We start from the raw sequence: 15,329 nt of genomic DNA, 5'->3' as shown, positions 1-15,329 counted from the left end.
GCCAGTGGTACCCGGCCGCGCACTGAATGCCGGTCGCGTGCAAAAAAACGCCCCAGCCGCCACACTTGTGCGTCGTTTCACGTGCCAGCGAGATGCATGAACACCCGTTATAACGCCGCCGATATTGAAGTGCTGTCGGGCCTGGACCCGGTCAAACGCCGCCCGGGCATGTATACCGACACCGCGCGCCCGAACCATTTGGCGCAGGAGGTGATCGACAACTCCGTCGATGAAGCGCTGGCCGGCCACGCCCGGCAGGTCGAAGTCACCTTGTATAAGGACGGCAGCTGCGAAGTGTCCGATGACGGGCGCGGCATGCCGGTGGACATGCATCCGGAAGAGAAGATCCCCGGTGTCGAACTGATCCTGACCCGCCTGCATGCCGGCGGCAAGTTCAATAACCGCAACTACACCTTCTCTGGTGGCCTGCACGGCGTGGGCGTGAGCGTGGTCAATGCGCTCTCGACCAAGGTCGAGCTGTTCATCAAGCGCGAAGGCAGCGAGCACCGCATGGAGTTCCACGACGGTATCGCCGCCTCCAAGCTGGAGGTCGTCGGCACGGTCGGCAAGAAGAACACCGGCACGCGGCTGCGCTTCTGGGCCGACCCGAAGTACTTCGACACACCGAAATTCAACGTGCGTGCGCTGCGCCATCTGCTGCGCGCCAAGGCGGTGCTGTGCCCGGGCCTGACCGTCAAGCTGCATGACGAGGCCACCGGCGAGCAGGACAGCTGGTACTTCGAAAACGGCCTGCGCGATTATTTGAAGGGCGAGATGGCCGAGCACGAGATGCTGCCGGCCGACCTGTTCGCAGGCAGCCTGAAGAAAGACACCGAGATCGTCGACTGGGCTGCCGCCTGGGTACCCGAAGGCGAGCTGGTGCAGGAAAGCTACGTCAACCTGATCCCGACCGCGCAGCACGGCACCCACGTCAACGGCCTGCGTTCGGGCCTGACCGATGCGCTGCGCGAGTTCTGCGACTTCCGCAATCTGCTGCCGCGCGGCGTCAAGCTGGCACCGGAAGACGTGTGGGACCGGGTCACCTTTGTGCTCAGCCTGAAGATGACCGACCCGCAGTTCTCCGGGCAGACCAAGGAACGGCTGTCCTCGCGCCAGGCGGCCGGCTTCATCGAAGGCGCCGCGCACGATGCCTTCAGCCTGTATCTCAATCAGAACGTGGACATCGGCGAGAAGATCGCGCAGATCGCCATCGACCGCGCCAGTGCGCGGCTGAAGACCGAAAAGCAGATCGTCCGCAAGAAGGTCACCCAGGGCCCCGCCCTGCCCGGCAAGCTGGCCGACTGCATCAGCCAGGATCTGTCGCGCACCGAACTGTTTCTGGTCGAAGGCGACTCGGCCGGCGGCTCGGCCAAGCAGGCGCGCGACAAGGATTTCCAGGCGATCCTGCCGCTGCGCGGCAAGATCCTCAACACCTGGGAAGTGGCATCGGGCAGCGTGCTGGCCTCCGAAGAAGTGCACAACCTGGCCATTGCGATTGGCTGCGACCCGGGCAAGGACGACATCACAGGGCTGCGCTACGGCAAGGTAGTGATCCTGGCCGATGCGGACTCCGACGGCCTGCATATCGCCACATTGTTGACGGCGCTGTTCCTGCAGCATTTCCCCGCGCTGGTGGCCGCCGGACATGTGTTCGTGGCGATGCCGCCACTGTTCCGCGTGGACGTGGGCAAGCAGGTGTTCTACGCGCTGGACGAAGAAGAAAAGACCACGCTGCTGGACAAGATCGCGCGCGAGAAAATGAAGGGCCAGATCAGCGTCACCCGCTTCAAGGGCCTGGGCGAGATGAACCCGCAGCAGCTGCGTGAATCCACCATCCATCCGGACACGCGCCGACTGGTGCAGTTGACCATCGACGACGGTGAACAGACCCGCTCGTTGATGGACATGCTGCTGGCGAAAAAACGCGCGGGCGACCGCAAGCAGTGGCTGGAAACCAAGGGCGACCTGGCGTCGCTGGAAGTCTAAAGCCCTGCAAAAACGCCCTCTCTCAACACAGAGAGGGCAACGTACACGCGTACCCTTCCTGCACGCGTGTGCGTGGTTAAGCGCCCTCTCTCAGCGTAGAAGGCGCAGCACACGCGCTTACTACTGGTGCGCGTGCGCGGCGCCAAGCGCCTTGCCGCAGGCGTAGTTGCGCAGGCAAAGCAGATACTGCGAATGACTGTGTGCGGTACTGACTTTCGCCACCTACCGGCAGCGATCCGTCTGTTTGAACTTCAACGTATCGCGTTGAAAGACCAGTGCGTACTGACGAGCTGGTCAACACAACCTCAACGTACGCCCCGCAACACCTGCGCTGCACCGGTCACCAGACCGCAGGCGTGGTCCTGCACCTCTTCGCCACTTGCACGGTTACCGCTGGGTGCATCCTGCCGCGTCGCCAGTAGAACGAACCCCGGTCGCCCGTCCTGCAGTTGCGCGCCGGCGACCACCAGCGAGTAATCGCGCAAGCTGGCATCGGCAGGAAGCGCGTCTGCGAGCAGGCGAATCGGATCTTGCTCCAGCGCAGTGCCTTCCAGCGTCCTGGCCAGATACACATGGCCCAGCAGCGGCTCGGCCAGGGCACGCCATTCCGGGCCGATCTCAGTGCGCTGACGCTGCAGCGCTGCGTACACGTCCGGACGCAGGCAATCGATATGGATATGCAGTTGCTCCTGCGAGCGCCCGTGCGGTGAGTTCAACGCAAGGCTCACGTATTGCCTTGGCAGCGGACGTTGCAGCGCCTGCGCCACGAAACTGCGCGCATCCCAGGCAGTGGCGAAATAATTCGGCGCGTCGGCGCTTAGCAACGCGGGGTCTTCGATTCCGCTGACCCGCACGCTGGGCACCAATAAATACTGGAAGCTGCCGTGACGGTCTTTCAACAGCACCGCCCGGCGCGCTGGATCCGACCACACGGCGGCGCAGTCGGGCGGCCGCGGCGCCTCTGCCAGGCATCGGGTCGAGACGATGCGCCACAACGCATCCGGGTCGCTGGGATGGCGTACCAGTGCAGGTGGCGCTGCCGCACAGCCAGCCAACAGCAGCAATACCGCACACGCATGTCGAAGGGCACCAGGCCTCATCTGCAGCTCGATCACCAGGGCGCGCCATGATAGCGACCCGCTCGGAATCGGTCAGCGCGACAGGCATGCCTTTTTGCACATCCACCGCGTGGTGCCGCAGCCTAGCATCGGCGTTCTTCCGTTCGAATGCCGATTGCCCATGCCCTCCTTGTTCCATACCGGCCTGCTGGCCTGCCTGCTGTTCGGCGTCCCGGCATTCGCCGCCGCGCAGGACAGCAAGACCGATTCCAAGCCTGACGCCAAGGCCGATACCGCTGCGAGCAAACCCGCACCGCTGCCAGCCGATGTCAGCGTGCGCCAAAGTACGCGCCTTGCCGGACGAACGCTGAATTACACCGCCACCGTCGGCACGCTGCCGGTGCGCGATGCGCAGGGCAAGACTACCGGCGAGGTGGTGTTCACCGCCTACACCGTGGACGGCAAGGACCGCCCGGTGACCTTTGCCTTGAACGGCGGACCAGGCGCGGCGTCGGTGTATCTGAACATGGGCGCGATCGGGCCGAAGGTGGTCGGGTTCGGCGCCGAAGGCGACAGCGCATCTGCGCCGGCGACCTTGCGCGACAATCCGGGCACCTGGCTGGACTTCACCGACCTGGTGTTCATCGACCCGGTCGGCACCGGCTTCAGCCGCGCACTGATCGGCGATGACGAAGCCAAGAAGCAGTTCTACAACCCGCAGGCCGACGTCGAATATCTTTCGCGCGTGATCTACGACTGGCTGCTGAAGAATCGCCGCCTGCAGACGCGCAAGTATCTGGTCGGCGAAAGCTATGGCGGTTTCCGCGGCCCGCGCATCACCCAGTATCTGCAGACCCGCCTTGGCGTGGCGATGAATGGTGTGGTGCTGGTCTCGCCGTTCCTCAACCCGACCCTGGACGACAACAGCGACGTCTCGCCGCTGGCGTGGATGCTGACCCTGCCCTCGATCGCCGCTGCACACCTGGAACGCCAGGGCCAACTCAGCGACAGCGCGATGCGCCAGGTGATCGACTACACCCGCAGCGACTACGCGGTGGCGCTGATGAAAGGCCGCACCGACCCGCAGGCTACGGAGGCGATGCTGCAACAGGTCACCCGCATGACCGGGCTGGATCCGGCCTATGTGCGCCGCTCCGGTGGACGCCTGGAAACCCAGGCGTATCTACGCGAAGTGTTTCGCGACAAGGGCGAGCTGGGCAGCCGCTACGACGCCAACGTAACCGCCTTCGACCCGTTCCCCAACGACCCCACGCAGCGCGCCAGCGACCCGCTGCTGGACAGCATCATCGCCCCGACCACCACCGCGATGGTGGACTTCGTCACCCGGATCGTCGGCTGGAAAGTCGATGCGCGCTATCAGGCGATCAATTACGAGGTCAATACGGCGTGGGAATGGGGCGATGAGCTGCGCAAGGGCGCGGTGACGCAGCTGCGTCAGTCGGTGGCAATCGACCCCAAGCTGCGAGTGCTGATCGCACATGGCTGGAACGATCTCTCCTGCCCGTTCATGGGCTCGGTGCTCACCGTGGATCAGATGCCGGCGATGGGCGACCCCAACCGCGTGCAGGTACACGAATATCCGGGCGGCCACATGTTCTACAACCGCGCCGATAGCCAGGCCGCGTTCCGTCGTGACGTCAAGGCGATGTACGAAACGCGCTAGGCGCATGCAGTGCCGGGCGTGCGACTCACGCCCGGCGATGAATCAACCGCGTCGTGACGCTTTAGACCGCGCCAGGCGCGGTCGCTTTCACGTTCCAGCCCATCCATTGGTAAAGCCGATACCGCGCGATGCCCAGGTATTCGTGCAAGGCGACATCGGCCAGGGTGAAGTTGTAGCTCTGCGGCAGGATCGACCAGGACGCGGTGAGCCAGTCGGCGCGCACCGGGATGGCATCGATCCCGAAGTGACGGAAGTACAGCTCGGCACGGCGCAGATGCGTGGCCGAGGACACCAGCACGACGCGATCGGGCCGGTGCGCGCGCAGCAAGGGCTGACTGAATTGCGCGTTCTGCCAGGTGTTCATGCTGGACGGTTCCATGATCAGGTCTGCCCGATCGATCCCCAGCCCGATCAACACGCGCTGATACACCACCGCCTCCGACAGGCCCAGACCGCGGGCGTCGCCGCCGCTGATCTCGATCTTGCAATCTCCCCCGCTGTGCCGGCATTGCCGGTACAGCCGCGCCGATTCGACGATACGGCCATAGGCGAACATATTGGCTTCGGCCACCGCGTCGCGGCCTTCCGGACGCACGGTGCCGGCGCCCAGCAGCACGATGACGTTGCGCGCGCCCCATGCATTGAAATCATTGAGGCCGGTGTGTTGCAGGTTCTGCAGCATCCACGATGGCAGCGGCCCGCAACCGACCGCGAACACCAGCGCCAGGCTGGCCCCGGCCAGCACGCGCGACAACCGCCGCGATCCGCGACGGTCGATCAACCAAGCCAAGCCGAACAACACGCACACCAGGGCAAGCATCATCGCGAAAGGCTCTCACTCAGGACGCGCAGGCACCCCCGGTCACGGCAGATCCCTTGCGCAATAACAGCGCAGCGTGACGGCGGTGCGTGACCGCACCGCGACATCGCATCAGGTCCAGCCAAACAGCTCGAACAGCGTCAGGATCAGATACGCCACACCGCCCGCGGCGGGAATGGTGAGGATCCACGCCCAGACGATGCGCTCGATCACGCCCAGCCGCAGCGAGCGCGGGTTCTTGGCAAACCCCACGCCCATGATCGCGGTCGAAATGCTGTGCGTGGTCGACACCGGCATGCCGAAATGCGCAGCCACGGTGAGCACGGTGGCCGAGCTGGTTTCGGCAGCAAAGCCGTGGATGGGATGCAGCTTGACCATCTTGTGGCCGAGCGTCTTGATGATCTTCCAGCCACCGGAGGCGGTGCCGGCCGCCATCACCACCGCGCAGGTCAGCACGATCCACATCGGGATGCCGTCACCGGCGGCCAGGCCGGTACCCGGATGCAGAAATGCCAGCCAGCTCGGCAGATTGTCCAGCGCACCGGCCGACTGCGCGCCGATCAGGGTCATCGCAATGATGCCCATGGTCTTCTGCGCATCGTTATGGCCGTGGGCGTAGCCCATGTACGCGGCCGAGGCGATCTGCGCCTTGCCGAAGAACGCATTGACCCAGCGCGGCCGCGCCAGTCGCCCGATCCGGCCACCGAGCCGCGACATACCGGCGATGATGGCCCACAGCAGCAGCATCACCACGATACCGAGCAGGAAGCCGGCGATCGGCGAGGTGATCATCGGCACGAATACCTTCCACAACAGGCCCTTGTTCTTGGCCCAGTTGCCGACGCTTTCCGACCAGATCAATGCGTCCCAATTGTTGTGCGCGGCGGCCAGACCGGCGCCGCACAGGCCACCGATCAGCGCATGCGAGGACGACGACGGCAGGCCTTTCCACCAGGTGATCAGGTTCCAGATGATGCCGCCCAGCAGCGCGCACAAAATCACCTGCGGGGTGACCTCGACCACGTTGGTGTTGAGCAGGCCAGACGCAATCGTCAAGGCCACCGCAGTGCCGGTCAGGGCGCCGATCAAATTCATGCCGGCGGCCAGCATCACCGCCCAACCCGGCGACAACACCTTGGTGGCGACAACAGTGGCGATGGAATTGGCGGTGTCGTGGAAACCGTTGATGAACTCGAACACCAACGCGGCCAGGATCACCACCAGAACAAGGGTAAGCACGCGGCGACCTCAGCTGTTCTTCAATACGATCTGGTACACCACCACCCCTGCCTCACGGCAACGGTCGATGGCTTTCTCCAGGATCTCGAAGAACTCCTTGAGCAGGAACATCTGCAGCGTGTCCAGGCGGCCGGAATAGATGTCGCGGTACAACTCGAGCATCAGGCGGTCGGCCTCGTTTTCCAGCGTGCGCAGCTTGTCGTTGAGCGCAGTCATGCGATCGATGTTCATCTGCGGCAGGTCGGTGACCATCTCCACCACCACCGCGGCGGCCTGCTCCAGCATCGCCGCGCGCGGAGCGAAGTCGATGTGTTCCAGGTGCTTGGTGGCCAGCGAATAGCGGTCGGCGAATTTTTCGACCTGCTTGGGAATCTTGTACAACGCCGAGCCCAGCGCTTCGATGTCTTCGCGCTCGATCGGGGTCATGAAGCTGTCCACCAGCGCCTGGCCGATTTTGTCGGAGGCGGCGCGTTCGCGCAGGCGGGCCAGCTTGAAGGCGTCTAGCGCGGGTTGCCGGTCGGACGTGCGCATCATGGCGTGCAACGCCTTGGTGCTGTCGTAGGCGGCCTGCGCCGCTTCGTTCAGAAGCGAATAGAACTGCTTGCCGGAACCGAAGATGGTCTGCAACGAGAACATGGGTGGAGAACTTCCTGCCGTCGAGGGAGAGACGGGCGCCAAGGACGAATTATGACCGTTCCATGACCTGTCTGGGTATCTCGGCGCCGCGCACGGCCTTCACATCGGCATTTCCCGGCTCGAATCACCCTGTAATTTGCTAACATGCCTCCGCGCTTTCGGGCGCACCCTATGGAAGACGACCCTATATTTCCCCGTTGCCGCCCCGCCCCTGCGCGCGCCGGCCAACCCCGCGCTTGCCCGCCCTCCCCTTCACTGACCGGGGAAGACGCCCGTGGTTGAGTTTCTGATCGTCATCGCGCTGATCGTGTTGAACGGCTTCTTCGCCATGTCGGAGATGTCGTTGATGACCTCGCGCAAGAGCCGCCTGAAGCAGATGGCTGGCTCCAGCAAGCGCGCCGCGCGGGCACTGGCCTTGGCCGAGAGCCCCGAGAACTTCCTGTCCACGGTCCAGATCGGTATCACCTCGATCGGCATCCTGACCGGCCTGTTCGGCGGCGAAGCCATCGGCGAGGCAATCGGTGAGCGGCTGCAGCTGGCCTTCCCTGCGCTGTCGGCCACCTTCTCGCTGGTCGGCGATCCCAAACCGTATTCGGTGGTGATCGGCAGCACGCTGGCGGTGGCGCTGATCACCTTTTTGACGCTGATCTTCGGCGAGTTGGTGCCCAAGCGGCTGGCATTGCGCAATTCCGAAGATATCGCCGGCTTTGTCGCGGTGCCGATGACCTGGCTGGCCAAGATCGCCGCGCCCGGGGTGTGGGTGCTGGCGCGCTCCACGCGGTTGGTGCTGCGCATGCTGGGCATGGGCAAGGACGAATCGGCATCGATCACCGAAGAAGAGATCCGCATGCTGGTGGCCGAAAGCCACGAAGCCGGCGTGATCGACGCGCACGAGCGCGACATGATGAACCGGGTGATGCGCCTGGGCGACCGCACCGCCGACAGCCTGATGACGCCGCGCAACCGCATCGCCTGGCTGGATGCCAATGCAGAGCCGGAACGCAACCTGCAGATGATGCGCGAGCACGAGTTCTCGCGTTACCCGGTGTATCGCGGCAGCGACCAGGACATTGCGGGCGTGCTGGAGGTCAAATCGCTGGTCACGCGCCTGGGCGGGCATGGCGAGCACCTGTTCCAGGCACTGCGCGATACCTTGTTCGTGTCCGAGTCCACGCATGCGATGAAGCTGCTGGAGATCTTTCGCGAAGAACAGCAGTCGATGGCGCTGGTGGTCGACGAATACGGCGAAATCCGCGGGCTGGTGACCATCAGCGACTTGATGGGCGCAGTGGTGGGACGCCTGCAGGCGGTGGAAAACACCGACGAAGACGCCCTAGTGATCACGCGTGCGGATGGCTCGCTGCTGATCGACGGCTCGCTGCCGGTGGAAGAATTGCGCGAAGTGCTGGGCGCCGAACTGCCGGAAGCCGACGAAGGCGATTACCACACGCTGGCCGGGCTGTGCATCTACTACTTCGGGCGCATTCCGCAGGCCGGCGAATTCTTCGATTGGGCCGGCTGGCGCATCGAGATCGTGGATCTGGATGGTGCGCGCGTGGACAAGCTGTTGCTGAGCCGCGTCGGCGACGAGGACAGCGATGACATCGTCGGATAACGGCGCGCCGCCATCCGACGACTCCGGTGGCGAGCAGATGCGCTACCGCAATGAAGGCATCCGCAGTTTGTTGGCGGCCTTCAGTGACGGCGACCCGGAGCAGGTGCTGCGGGTGCGCGAAATTCTGGCCGACCTGCAGCAAAGCGCATTCGGGGTGTTTTTATTTCTGGCGATCCTGCCGTCGTTCATCCCGATTCCGGGCGTGGCCGGCGGCATCAGCGGGCCGCTGACGGTGCTGATCGGAGTGCAGATGATGTGCTGCCTGCGCAAGCCGTGGGTGCCGGCCTTTATCGGCAACCGTGGGCCGCGGCGACGCACCAGCCAGCGTTTCGTGGCGAAGCTGGCGCCAACGCTGCAGCGGCTGGACCGCCTGCTCAAGCCGCGTTTGCACGGGGTGCTCGATCGGATACCGGCGCAGGTGTTCACCGGGTTGCTGCTGGTGCTGGTCGGCATTTTACTGACGCTGCCGATCCCGTTTACCAACTATCTGTTCGGCTTGATCCTGCTGCTGTTTGCGCTGGCCTTGCTGGAGCGCGACGGCGCGTTGATGCTGGTCGGCTGGGCGGCGGCGCTGGTGTCGATCGCGGTGTTCGGCATCACCTCGGATCAGTTGCTGGATCTGATTCGTGGCTGGTGGCCGGTGGCGTGGCGTTGAGTTCTACCGAAGAGTGCGCGCCGGATTGGGCTTGCTGGCGCTGACGGATCAGCTCTGATTCTGGAATGGGTGACACTCTTTCGCTGGCGAACGCTGGTTGGGATGTTCGTTCAACGTCGACGTTACTGGCGGACGTACCCTCACCCCAACCCCTCTCCCGCAGGAGAGGGGCTAAAGCGCTTGGCGTGCGATTGAGCGATCTTGGGTTGCGGTGGTGTCGCGTACGCACCACGCGGATAACGTTGCGTTATAGGCGAAGCCTTGCGCCATATGGAAACCAAACGGCCCGTGCGGCGATTGGTTTTCGCCGCCTTTAGAAGGACCGATCGTCTGGAACGCCCGATCGTCGTACTAAAGCCAAACCTTGGTCATTAGATCGGGACTTGTCGGTTACGTCAGGTCCTGGTGCTCAGATCAGGGCTTGGCGCTTACCTCAGGTCTTGCTTACTTCAGATCGACCACGCGGTTATCCGAGAGGCTTGCGGTATCGTCGGTGACGGCGGCCATGACGAAATACAACGCCTTGCCCAGCAGGCCGCTGGGGCCGTCCCAATACTCTGCCGACTCGGCACGTACATGGATCAAGCGCAGGTTGGGGTCGTCCTTGCCGCCGGGGAAAAACACTTTCATTGCCGGCGACCACAACGCATCGATCTTGGCGCGGTCGTGCACCACGCGCGCAGTGCCGGCGACCGACACGTAGGTGTTCTTGGATGCCGAGGCGTAGGACACGTTGACGCGTGGGTCGGCGGCGATTTCCGCCACTTTCGGGCTGTCGGCGGCGGTGGCGAACCACAGGTCGCCGTCGAATTCGACTTCCTGCGTGCCCAGCGGGCGGCTCACCAGCTTGCCGTCCGCCGAGACGGTGGTGAACATCGCAATGTCCACGCCGCGAATCAATTCCGCCAACTGCTTGATGCTCTCGCTACGTTCCTGAAGTTGCATGCGTGTGTTCCCAATGGAGATGCATGCATCTGAGCGGATCGACGCGCAAAGCGACGTGAATCACGCAGTGGTCACGTCCAACTCGCGGACCGCTTCTGCCGCGATCTCGAACGAACGCAGGCGCGCGGCGTGATCGTAGATGTTGGCGGTAAACAACAACTCGTCCGGGCCGTGGCGATCGATAAAGGCGGCCACGCCCTGCGCAACCTGGTCGGCATCGCCGAGCACGGTGCATGCCAGGGCACGCTCCACACCGACACGCTCATGCGGCTGCCAGAAGCTGTCGATATCGTCGATGGGCGGCGGGATCTTGCTGAGCTTGCCGCGACGCAGATTGACGAAACTCTGCTGCTGGGTAGTGAACAACCGACGCGCCTGCGCTTCGGTCTCGGCAGCCACCACGTTCAGGGCGAGCATGACGTGCGGCTTGGCCAACTGCGCGGACGGGCGGAATTCGCGGCGGTAGATCGCCACCGCCTCGTCCATCGCATCGGGCGCGAAGTGCGAGGCGAACGCGAACGACAACCCCATCGCGGCAGCCAGCCGCGCACTGAACAGGCTGGACCCCAGCAGCCACACCGGCACATCGATCCCGGCACCGGGGACGGCCTGCACCAACTGCCCCGGCACTGCGGGGGCGAAGTAACGCAGCAACTCCGCCACGTCCTGCGGGAACTGGTCGGCACCGTCGAAATAGCGGCGCAAGGCGCGTGCGGTGGGTTGATCGGTCCCGGGGGCGCGGCCCAGGCCCAGATCGATGCGCTGCGGGTACAGCGACGCCAGCGTGCCGAACTGTTCGGCCACCTGCAGAGGGGCATGGTTGGGCAGCATGATGCCGCCGGAACCGACGCGGATGGTCTTGGTGCCGCCGGCGACGTGGCCGATCAACACTGCGGTGGCGGCGCTGGCAATGCCCGGCATGTTGTGGTGCTCGGCCAGCCAGTACCGGTGATAGCCCCAGCGCTCGGCATGTTGCGCCAGATCGAGCATGTTGGCGAAGGCGTGGGTGGTGTCGCTGCCTTCGCAGACGGGCGCCAGGTCGAGCACGGAAATGGGCGTCATCGGACGGCTCCGGAACTAAGTGATGTGCAAGAGATGGGGCTGACCGGGCGGCATTGCCAGTCGGTTGTCTGGCGCTGAGGGGATTACAGCATTCCAGCAGCCGAACACCGGGTGCGGAGCGCGGCCTGCGTCATCAACAGTGGCCGACACCCCATCGTCGGCAGTCGTCAGGTAGGTGAGGACGGCGCGCAAGAACGGGAGTGCACGAGCAGTGCCTGCCCCGCCGAACACCGGTCGCGCCCGCCTGGCGGCTGCACAGTCGTTGTATCGACTGCTCTATGGACAGATGGCCGCGTCGCTGCAGCAGATGCAGTGACCTAGGCGCGAACCCATCAACCGCGCGACGAAGGGCCGGCGCTGCCGGATCAGGCCGCTGGCTATGATGCGGTTTGCCTTGCAATGCGGTACCACGATGACCATGACCGCCCCGCCTGCCCATGACTCCGGTGCCGCTCAGATTTCCGCGCGCATCGACCGACTGCCGGCCAGCGCCACGCTGTGGCGGCTGGTCGGCCTGCTGGCGTTGGGCGGGTTTTTCGAGCTGTACGACCTGTTCCAGACCGCCTACATCAGCCCGGGGCTGATTGCCGACGGCATTTTTGCCAAGGGTGCCGATGGCGTCTTTGGGATGTCGGACCAGGCCGCATTCGCCGCAGCAACGTTTCTTGGGCTGTTCGTCGGCGCCGCGCTGTTGAGTCCGTTCGCTGACCGCTTCGGCCGCCGCCTGGTGTTCACCTTCGCACTGGTCTGGTACACCGCCGCCACCGTGGCGATGGGTCTGCAGAGCACGGCCACCGGGGTCATCGTGCTGCGCTTTGTGGTGGGGATCGGGCTGGGCATCGAACTGGTGACCATCGATACCTATCTGTCCGAGCTGGTCCCGCGGCACATGCGCAGCGCGGCGTTCGCGTTTGCCTTCTTCGTGCAGTTTCTGGCGGTGCCCGCAGTGGCGCTGGCCGCGTGGCTGCTGGTGCCGCATGCGCCACTGGGAGTGAGCGGCTGGCGTTGGGTCGTGCTGCTGAGCGGTGTGTTTGCGTTGGCGATCTGGTGGTTGCGCAGCCGCTTGCCGGAATCGGCGCGCTGGCTGGCCGCGCAGGGCCGCCATGCCGAAGCGGATGCGGTGCTGAATCAACTGGAAGCGCGCTGCGTGCGCGATATCGGCGCGCCGTTGCCCGAGCCGCAACTGGCCGCCGCAGCGCCCGCCAGCCAAGCGCGGGTGTCGGACTTGTGGCGGGCGCCGTATCGCGGGCGCATCGGCATGTTGGTGGTGTTCCACATTTTTCAGGCCATCGGTTTCTTCGGCTTCGGCAACTGGTTGCCAGCCTTGATTGCAGCGCAAGGCACCGGTGTCACCAAGAGCCTGGGCTATTCGTTTGCGATTTCGCTGGCCTACCCGCTTGCGCCGCTGCTGTTGCTGCGCTTTGCGCAGCGCTGGGAAAACAAGTGGCAGATCACCGCATCGGCGCTGGGCGCGGTGATGTTTGGCGTGCTGTTTTTGCTGCAGCATGACGCCATCGGCATGGTGCTGTGCGGGGCGATGATCGCGTTCTGCAATGCCTGGATGAGTTTTGCTTACCACGGCTATCAGGCCGAACTGTTCCCCACAGGATTGCGTGCGCGTGCGGTCGGGTTTTGCTACTCGTTCAGCCGTCTGTCGACGGCGGTGAGCAGCGTGTTGATCGGCTGGCTGCTTGCCCAGGTCGGCAGCCATGGCGTGCTGACCTTTATCGTGATCAGCATGTCGATCGTGGCGAGCGTGATCGCCGTGTTCGGGCCGCGCACGCGCAATCGTGCGCTGGAAGAGATTGCGGGCTAGCGCCTGCGCAGCGGTGTGACAGCTCGGCGATGCACGTGTCTCACGTCATGCGCCGTGGCGTTTCACCAAGGCCGCGCTCTTGCCCTGCGGCTGCAAAACCGGTGTCTGTCCAAGTGCAACAGTGCGATCGGCCACCGAGGCCAGGCTGGTGCGATGCGAAACCACCACCAGCACGGTGTGCGGCAGGCGCTGTCGCAACGTGCACAGCAGCTGATGTTCGGCCTGCGCGTCGAGTGCGCTGGTCGCTTCGTCCAGTACCGCCAGGGTCGGCGCGCGCAGCAACACCTGCGCCAACAGCAGACGTTGCAACTCGCCACCGGACAGGCGGCTTTCCGGGCCATTGATCGCGGTGAGCAAGCCGTGGCCGTCGCGCTGCAACCGCGCGTGCAAACCGACCTCGGCCAGGACCTGCCACATGCAGGTCTCGGTGGTGCCCGGCAACGCCCACTCCAGGCAATCGCGCACGCTGCGCTGCCAGGGCCGCACGCCCTGGCCAATGTAGGCGCTGTGCCGGATCAGTTGCCGGTAAGCGGCGAAATCCAGCCGACGCCCGCCCATATGCGCATCGAACGCTACGGGCGGCGCCTGCCCGGAGAGCACGTCCATCAAGCTGCTCTTGCCGACGCCGGAAGGGCCGACGATCAAGGTCATCTCGCCGGGCACCAGCAACAGCGGGCCGATATCCAGCGCGGGCAGCGGCGCCGCCAATTCGATGCGCTCGACATGTAACGCGGCCGGCAGCGGCTGCGCTGCGTCGGCCGATGCCTGCATGCGCGGTGCACCCAGATCCACATGGCGCCGCCACAACTGCAGCGCCGGCCACGCAGAACGTAACTGCTGCACGCTCTGCCGCGTCGTTACCAGATACGGCAGCAAGCGACCAAGCAGCAGACTGACGGTGATCAGCGCGGCGCGGTCGGCGCCTTGCCATAGATTGGCCAGCACCAGGATGCCGGCAATTGCGGCTACGGCGGTGAATTCCAGGACCAACCGACTGCTGGCCACCAGTTCCTGTTGCTGCGCGTAGCCCTGCCCCAACCGCGTTGAAATGCGTTCGTAGTGCTGTGCTTCGACCTCTTCGCGCTGGAACGAGCGCACATGGCGCAGGCGACGCGGAAAATCTTCGCTCAACCAGAACAGCTGCGTCATGTCGGCCACATAGTCGCGACTGATGCGTGCCTGCGCATCGCTGCTGGACAGCCGCACACCCAGCCAGGCCAGCACCAACAATAACGGCGTGGCAAACAGCAACGCAGGTGCGATCAACACCGCGATGCACACGCTGACCACTGCAGTGATGCCTGCCACCAGCAACTGCAGCACGGCGCTGAAGCCTTGCGTTGCGATCTCGATGTTGTAGGTGAGCACGTTGGCGATTTCGGCCGAACTGGCGCCAGCCAGTGCCGGCAACGGCGCATCGATCAAGGCGGCATGCACGCGCCGACGCAGGCCCACTGCATAGCGGCTGGTCAGGCGTGCGGCCAGGCGCGCCCCGCACCAGCGCAGCGCGGCGAACAACAGGCTCACCACCACGAACAGGCTCGCCTGCAGCGGCAGGCCACCCGGCAATGCGAGTTGGTAGCCGGCCAACTGCACGCTGTGGCCCGGTTGCACCAGCGGCACCAGGCACACTGCAACGATACTGCCGACGCACGCGGCCGCCAGCGACAGCGCGACGTACAACCCGACAGCCGGCAGGTCGGTGGGCACCAGCGTGTCGATGAAGCTGCGTAGCGCTGCCTGACTCCGGCCGCCGTGCGCAGGCTTATGCATCGGCGCCGCCGCGCGCATGCCGTGCCGCTCGGCGCGTGTC

The 15,329-nt window shown here is 64.7% G+C and carries 12 protein-coding genes and 1 other RNA gene; 5 read left to right on the top strand and 8 right to left on the bottom strand.

From position 1 onward, the window contains the following. The first annotated feature begins 96 nt into the window (after positions 1-96). On the top strand, positions 97-1,986 hold the full coding sequence (gene parE, locus ACZZ0O_RS15105) for a DNA topoisomerase IV subunit B (protein WP_055844337.1): 1,890 nt from the start codon (positions 97-99) through the stop codon (positions 1,984-1,986). A gap of 305 nt (positions 1,987-2,291) precedes the next feature. Here the strand turns inward: parE and ACZZ0O_RS15100 are convergent, their stop codons facing one another. Then, positions 2,292-3,086, bottom strand: a complete 795-nt coding sequence (locus ACZZ0O_RS15100) for a CDP-diacylglycerol diphosphatase (RefSeq protein WP_463591168.1) — start codon at positions 3,084-3,086, stop codon at positions 2,292-2,294. 139 nt (positions 3,087-3,225) lie between these two features. Here ACZZ0O_RS15100 and ACZZ0O_RS15095 point away from each other — a divergent pair, with 139 nt between their 5' ends. Beyond that, the gene (locus ACZZ0O_RS15095) at positions 3,226-4,728 is read left to right on the top strand and encodes a S10 family peptidase (protein WP_463591167.1); all 1,503 of its coding nucleotides are present in this window, start codon (positions 3,226-3,228) and stop codon (positions 4,726-4,728) included. Between the two features lie 61 nt (positions 4,729-4,789). Here the strand turns inward: ACZZ0O_RS15095 and ACZZ0O_RS15090 are convergent, their stop codons facing one another. From ACZZ0O_RS15090 to ACZZ0O_RS15080, 3 genes are all read right to left on the bottom strand, one after another. Continuing rightward, entirely contained in the window at positions 4,790-5,551 is a 762-nt protein-coding gene (locus ACZZ0O_RS15090) for a YdcF family protein (protein ID WP_115511968.1), read from the bottom strand. 108 nt (positions 5,552-5,659) lie between these two features. Next, the gene (locus ACZZ0O_RS15085; protein WP_055844347.1) at positions 5,660-6,787 is read right to left on the bottom strand and encodes an inorganic phosphate transporter; all 1,128 of its coding nucleotides are present in this window, start codon (positions 6,785-6,787) and stop codon (positions 5,660-5,662) included. A gap of 9 nt (positions 6,788-6,796) precedes the next feature. After that, entirely contained in the window at positions 6,797-7,423 is a 627-nt protein-coding gene (locus ACZZ0O_RS15080; RefSeq protein ID WP_055844350.1) for a DUF47 domain-containing protein, read from the bottom strand. Positions 7,424-7,697: 274 nt separating this feature from the next. Here ACZZ0O_RS15080 and ACZZ0O_RS15075 point away from each other — a divergent pair, with 274 nt between their 5' ends. Together ACZZ0O_RS15075 and ACZZ0O_RS15070 are read left to right on the top strand one after the other, a co-directional pair. Then, positions 7,698-9,038 carry a hemolysin family protein gene (locus ACZZ0O_RS15075; RefSeq protein WP_055844353.1) on the top strand — a complete coding sequence of 447 codons (1,341 nt, stop codon included), beginning with the start codon at positions 7,698-7,700 and terminating at the stop codon, positions 9,036-9,038. Then, complete coding sequence (locus ACZZ0O_RS15070; protein ID WP_055844356.1) at positions 9,022-9,693, top strand: exopolysaccharide biosynthesis protein; 672 nt, start codon at positions 9,022-9,024, stop codon at positions 9,691-9,693. Before ACZZ0O_RS15075 ends, ACZZ0O_RS15070 begins: the two co-directional genes overlap by 17 nt. A gap of 444 nt (positions 9,694-10,137) precedes the next feature. Here ACZZ0O_RS15070 and ACZZ0O_RS15065 read toward each other — a convergent pair whose 3' ends face one another. The 3 genes from ACZZ0O_RS15065 to ACZZ0O_RS15055 all read right to left on the bottom strand — a co-directional run bounded on the left by ACZZ0O_RS15065 (position 10,138) and on the right by ACZZ0O_RS15055 (position 11,917). After that, positions 10,138-10,638: a pyridoxamine 5'-phosphate oxidase family protein gene (locus tag ACZZ0O_RS15065; RefSeq protein WP_115527591.1), complete on the bottom strand. Its 501-nt coding sequence runs from the start codon at positions 10,636-10,638 to the stop codon at positions 10,138-10,140. Positions 10,639-10,698: 60 nt separating this feature from the next. Continuing rightward, positions 10,699-11,700, bottom strand: coding sequence for an LLM class flavin-dependent oxidoreductase (locus ACZZ0O_RS15060; RefSeq protein ID WP_115511972.1), 1,002 nt, complete (start codon positions 11,698-11,700; stop codon positions 10,699-10,701). Between the two features lie 141 nt (positions 11,701-11,841). Continuing rightward, positions 11,842-11,917: non-coding RNA, sX9 sRNA (locus tag ACZZ0O_RS15055), on the bottom strand. A gap of 195 nt (positions 11,918-12,112) precedes the next feature. On the opposite strand from ACZZ0O_RS15055, the gene ACZZ0O_RS15050 reads away from it, so the two are divergent. After that, positions 12,113-13,516, top strand: coding sequence for an MFS transporter (locus ACZZ0O_RS15050; protein WP_463591166.1), 1,404 nt, complete (start codon positions 12,113-12,115; stop codon positions 13,514-13,516). A gap of 45 nt (positions 13,517-13,561) precedes the next feature. Here ACZZ0O_RS15050 and ACZZ0O_RS15045 read toward each other — a convergent pair whose 3' ends face one another. Next, positions 13,562-15,289: an ATP-binding cassette domain-containing protein gene (locus ACZZ0O_RS15045; protein WP_463591165.1), complete on the bottom strand. Its 1,728-nt coding sequence runs from the start codon at positions 15,287-15,289 to the stop codon at positions 13,562-13,564. Between the last annotated feature and the right edge of the window lie 40 nt (positions 15,290-15,329).

The sequence above is a fragment of the Xanthomonas sp. AC360 genome, from assembly GCF_979258225.1.
This window is presented reverse-complemented; position numbering and strand designations above follow the sequence as displayed.

Bases quoted from the DNA above. Each gene is read 5' to 3' on its own strand.
- ACZZ0O_RS15060 (WP_115511972.1), bottom strand. From the start codon at position 11,700: ATGACGCCCATTTCCGTGCTCGACCTGGCGCCCGTCTGCGAAGGCAGC.
- ACZZ0O_RS15090 (WP_115511968.1), bottom strand. From the start codon at position 5,551: ATGATGCTTGCCCTGGTGTGCGTGTTGTTCGGCTTGGCTTGGTTGATC.
- ACZZ0O_RS15095 (WP_463591167.1), top strand. From the start codon at position 3,226: ATGCCCTCCTTGTTCCATACCGGCCTGCTGGCCTGCCTGCTGTTCGGC.
- parE (WP_055844337.1), top strand. From the start codon at position 97: ATGAACACCCGTTATAACGCCGCCGATATTGAAGTGCTGTCGGGCCTG.
- ACZZ0O_RS15065 (WP_115527591.1), bottom strand. From the start codon at position 10,638: ATGCAACTTCAGGAACGTAGCGAGAGCATCAAGCAGTTGGCGGAATTG.
- ACZZ0O_RS15070 (WP_055844356.1), top strand. From the start codon at position 9,022: ATGACATCGTCGGATAACGGCGCGCCGCCATCCGACGACTCCGGTGGC.
- ACZZ0O_RS15050 (WP_463591166.1), top strand. From the start codon at position 12,113: ATGACCATGACCGCCCCGCCTGCCCATGACTCCGGTGCCGCTCAGATT.
- ACZZ0O_RS15045 (WP_463591165.1), bottom strand. From the start codon at position 15,289: ATGCATAAGCCTGCGCACGGCGGCCGGAGTCAGGCAGCGCTACGCAGC.
- ACZZ0O_RS15080 (WP_055844350.1), bottom strand. From the start codon at position 7,423: ATGTTCTCGTTGCAGACCATCTTCGGTTCCGGCAAGCAGTTCTATTCG.
- ACZZ0O_RS15100 (WP_463591168.1), bottom strand. From the start codon at position 3,086: ATGAGGCCTGGTGCCCTTCGACATGCGTGTGCGGTATTGCTGCTGTTG.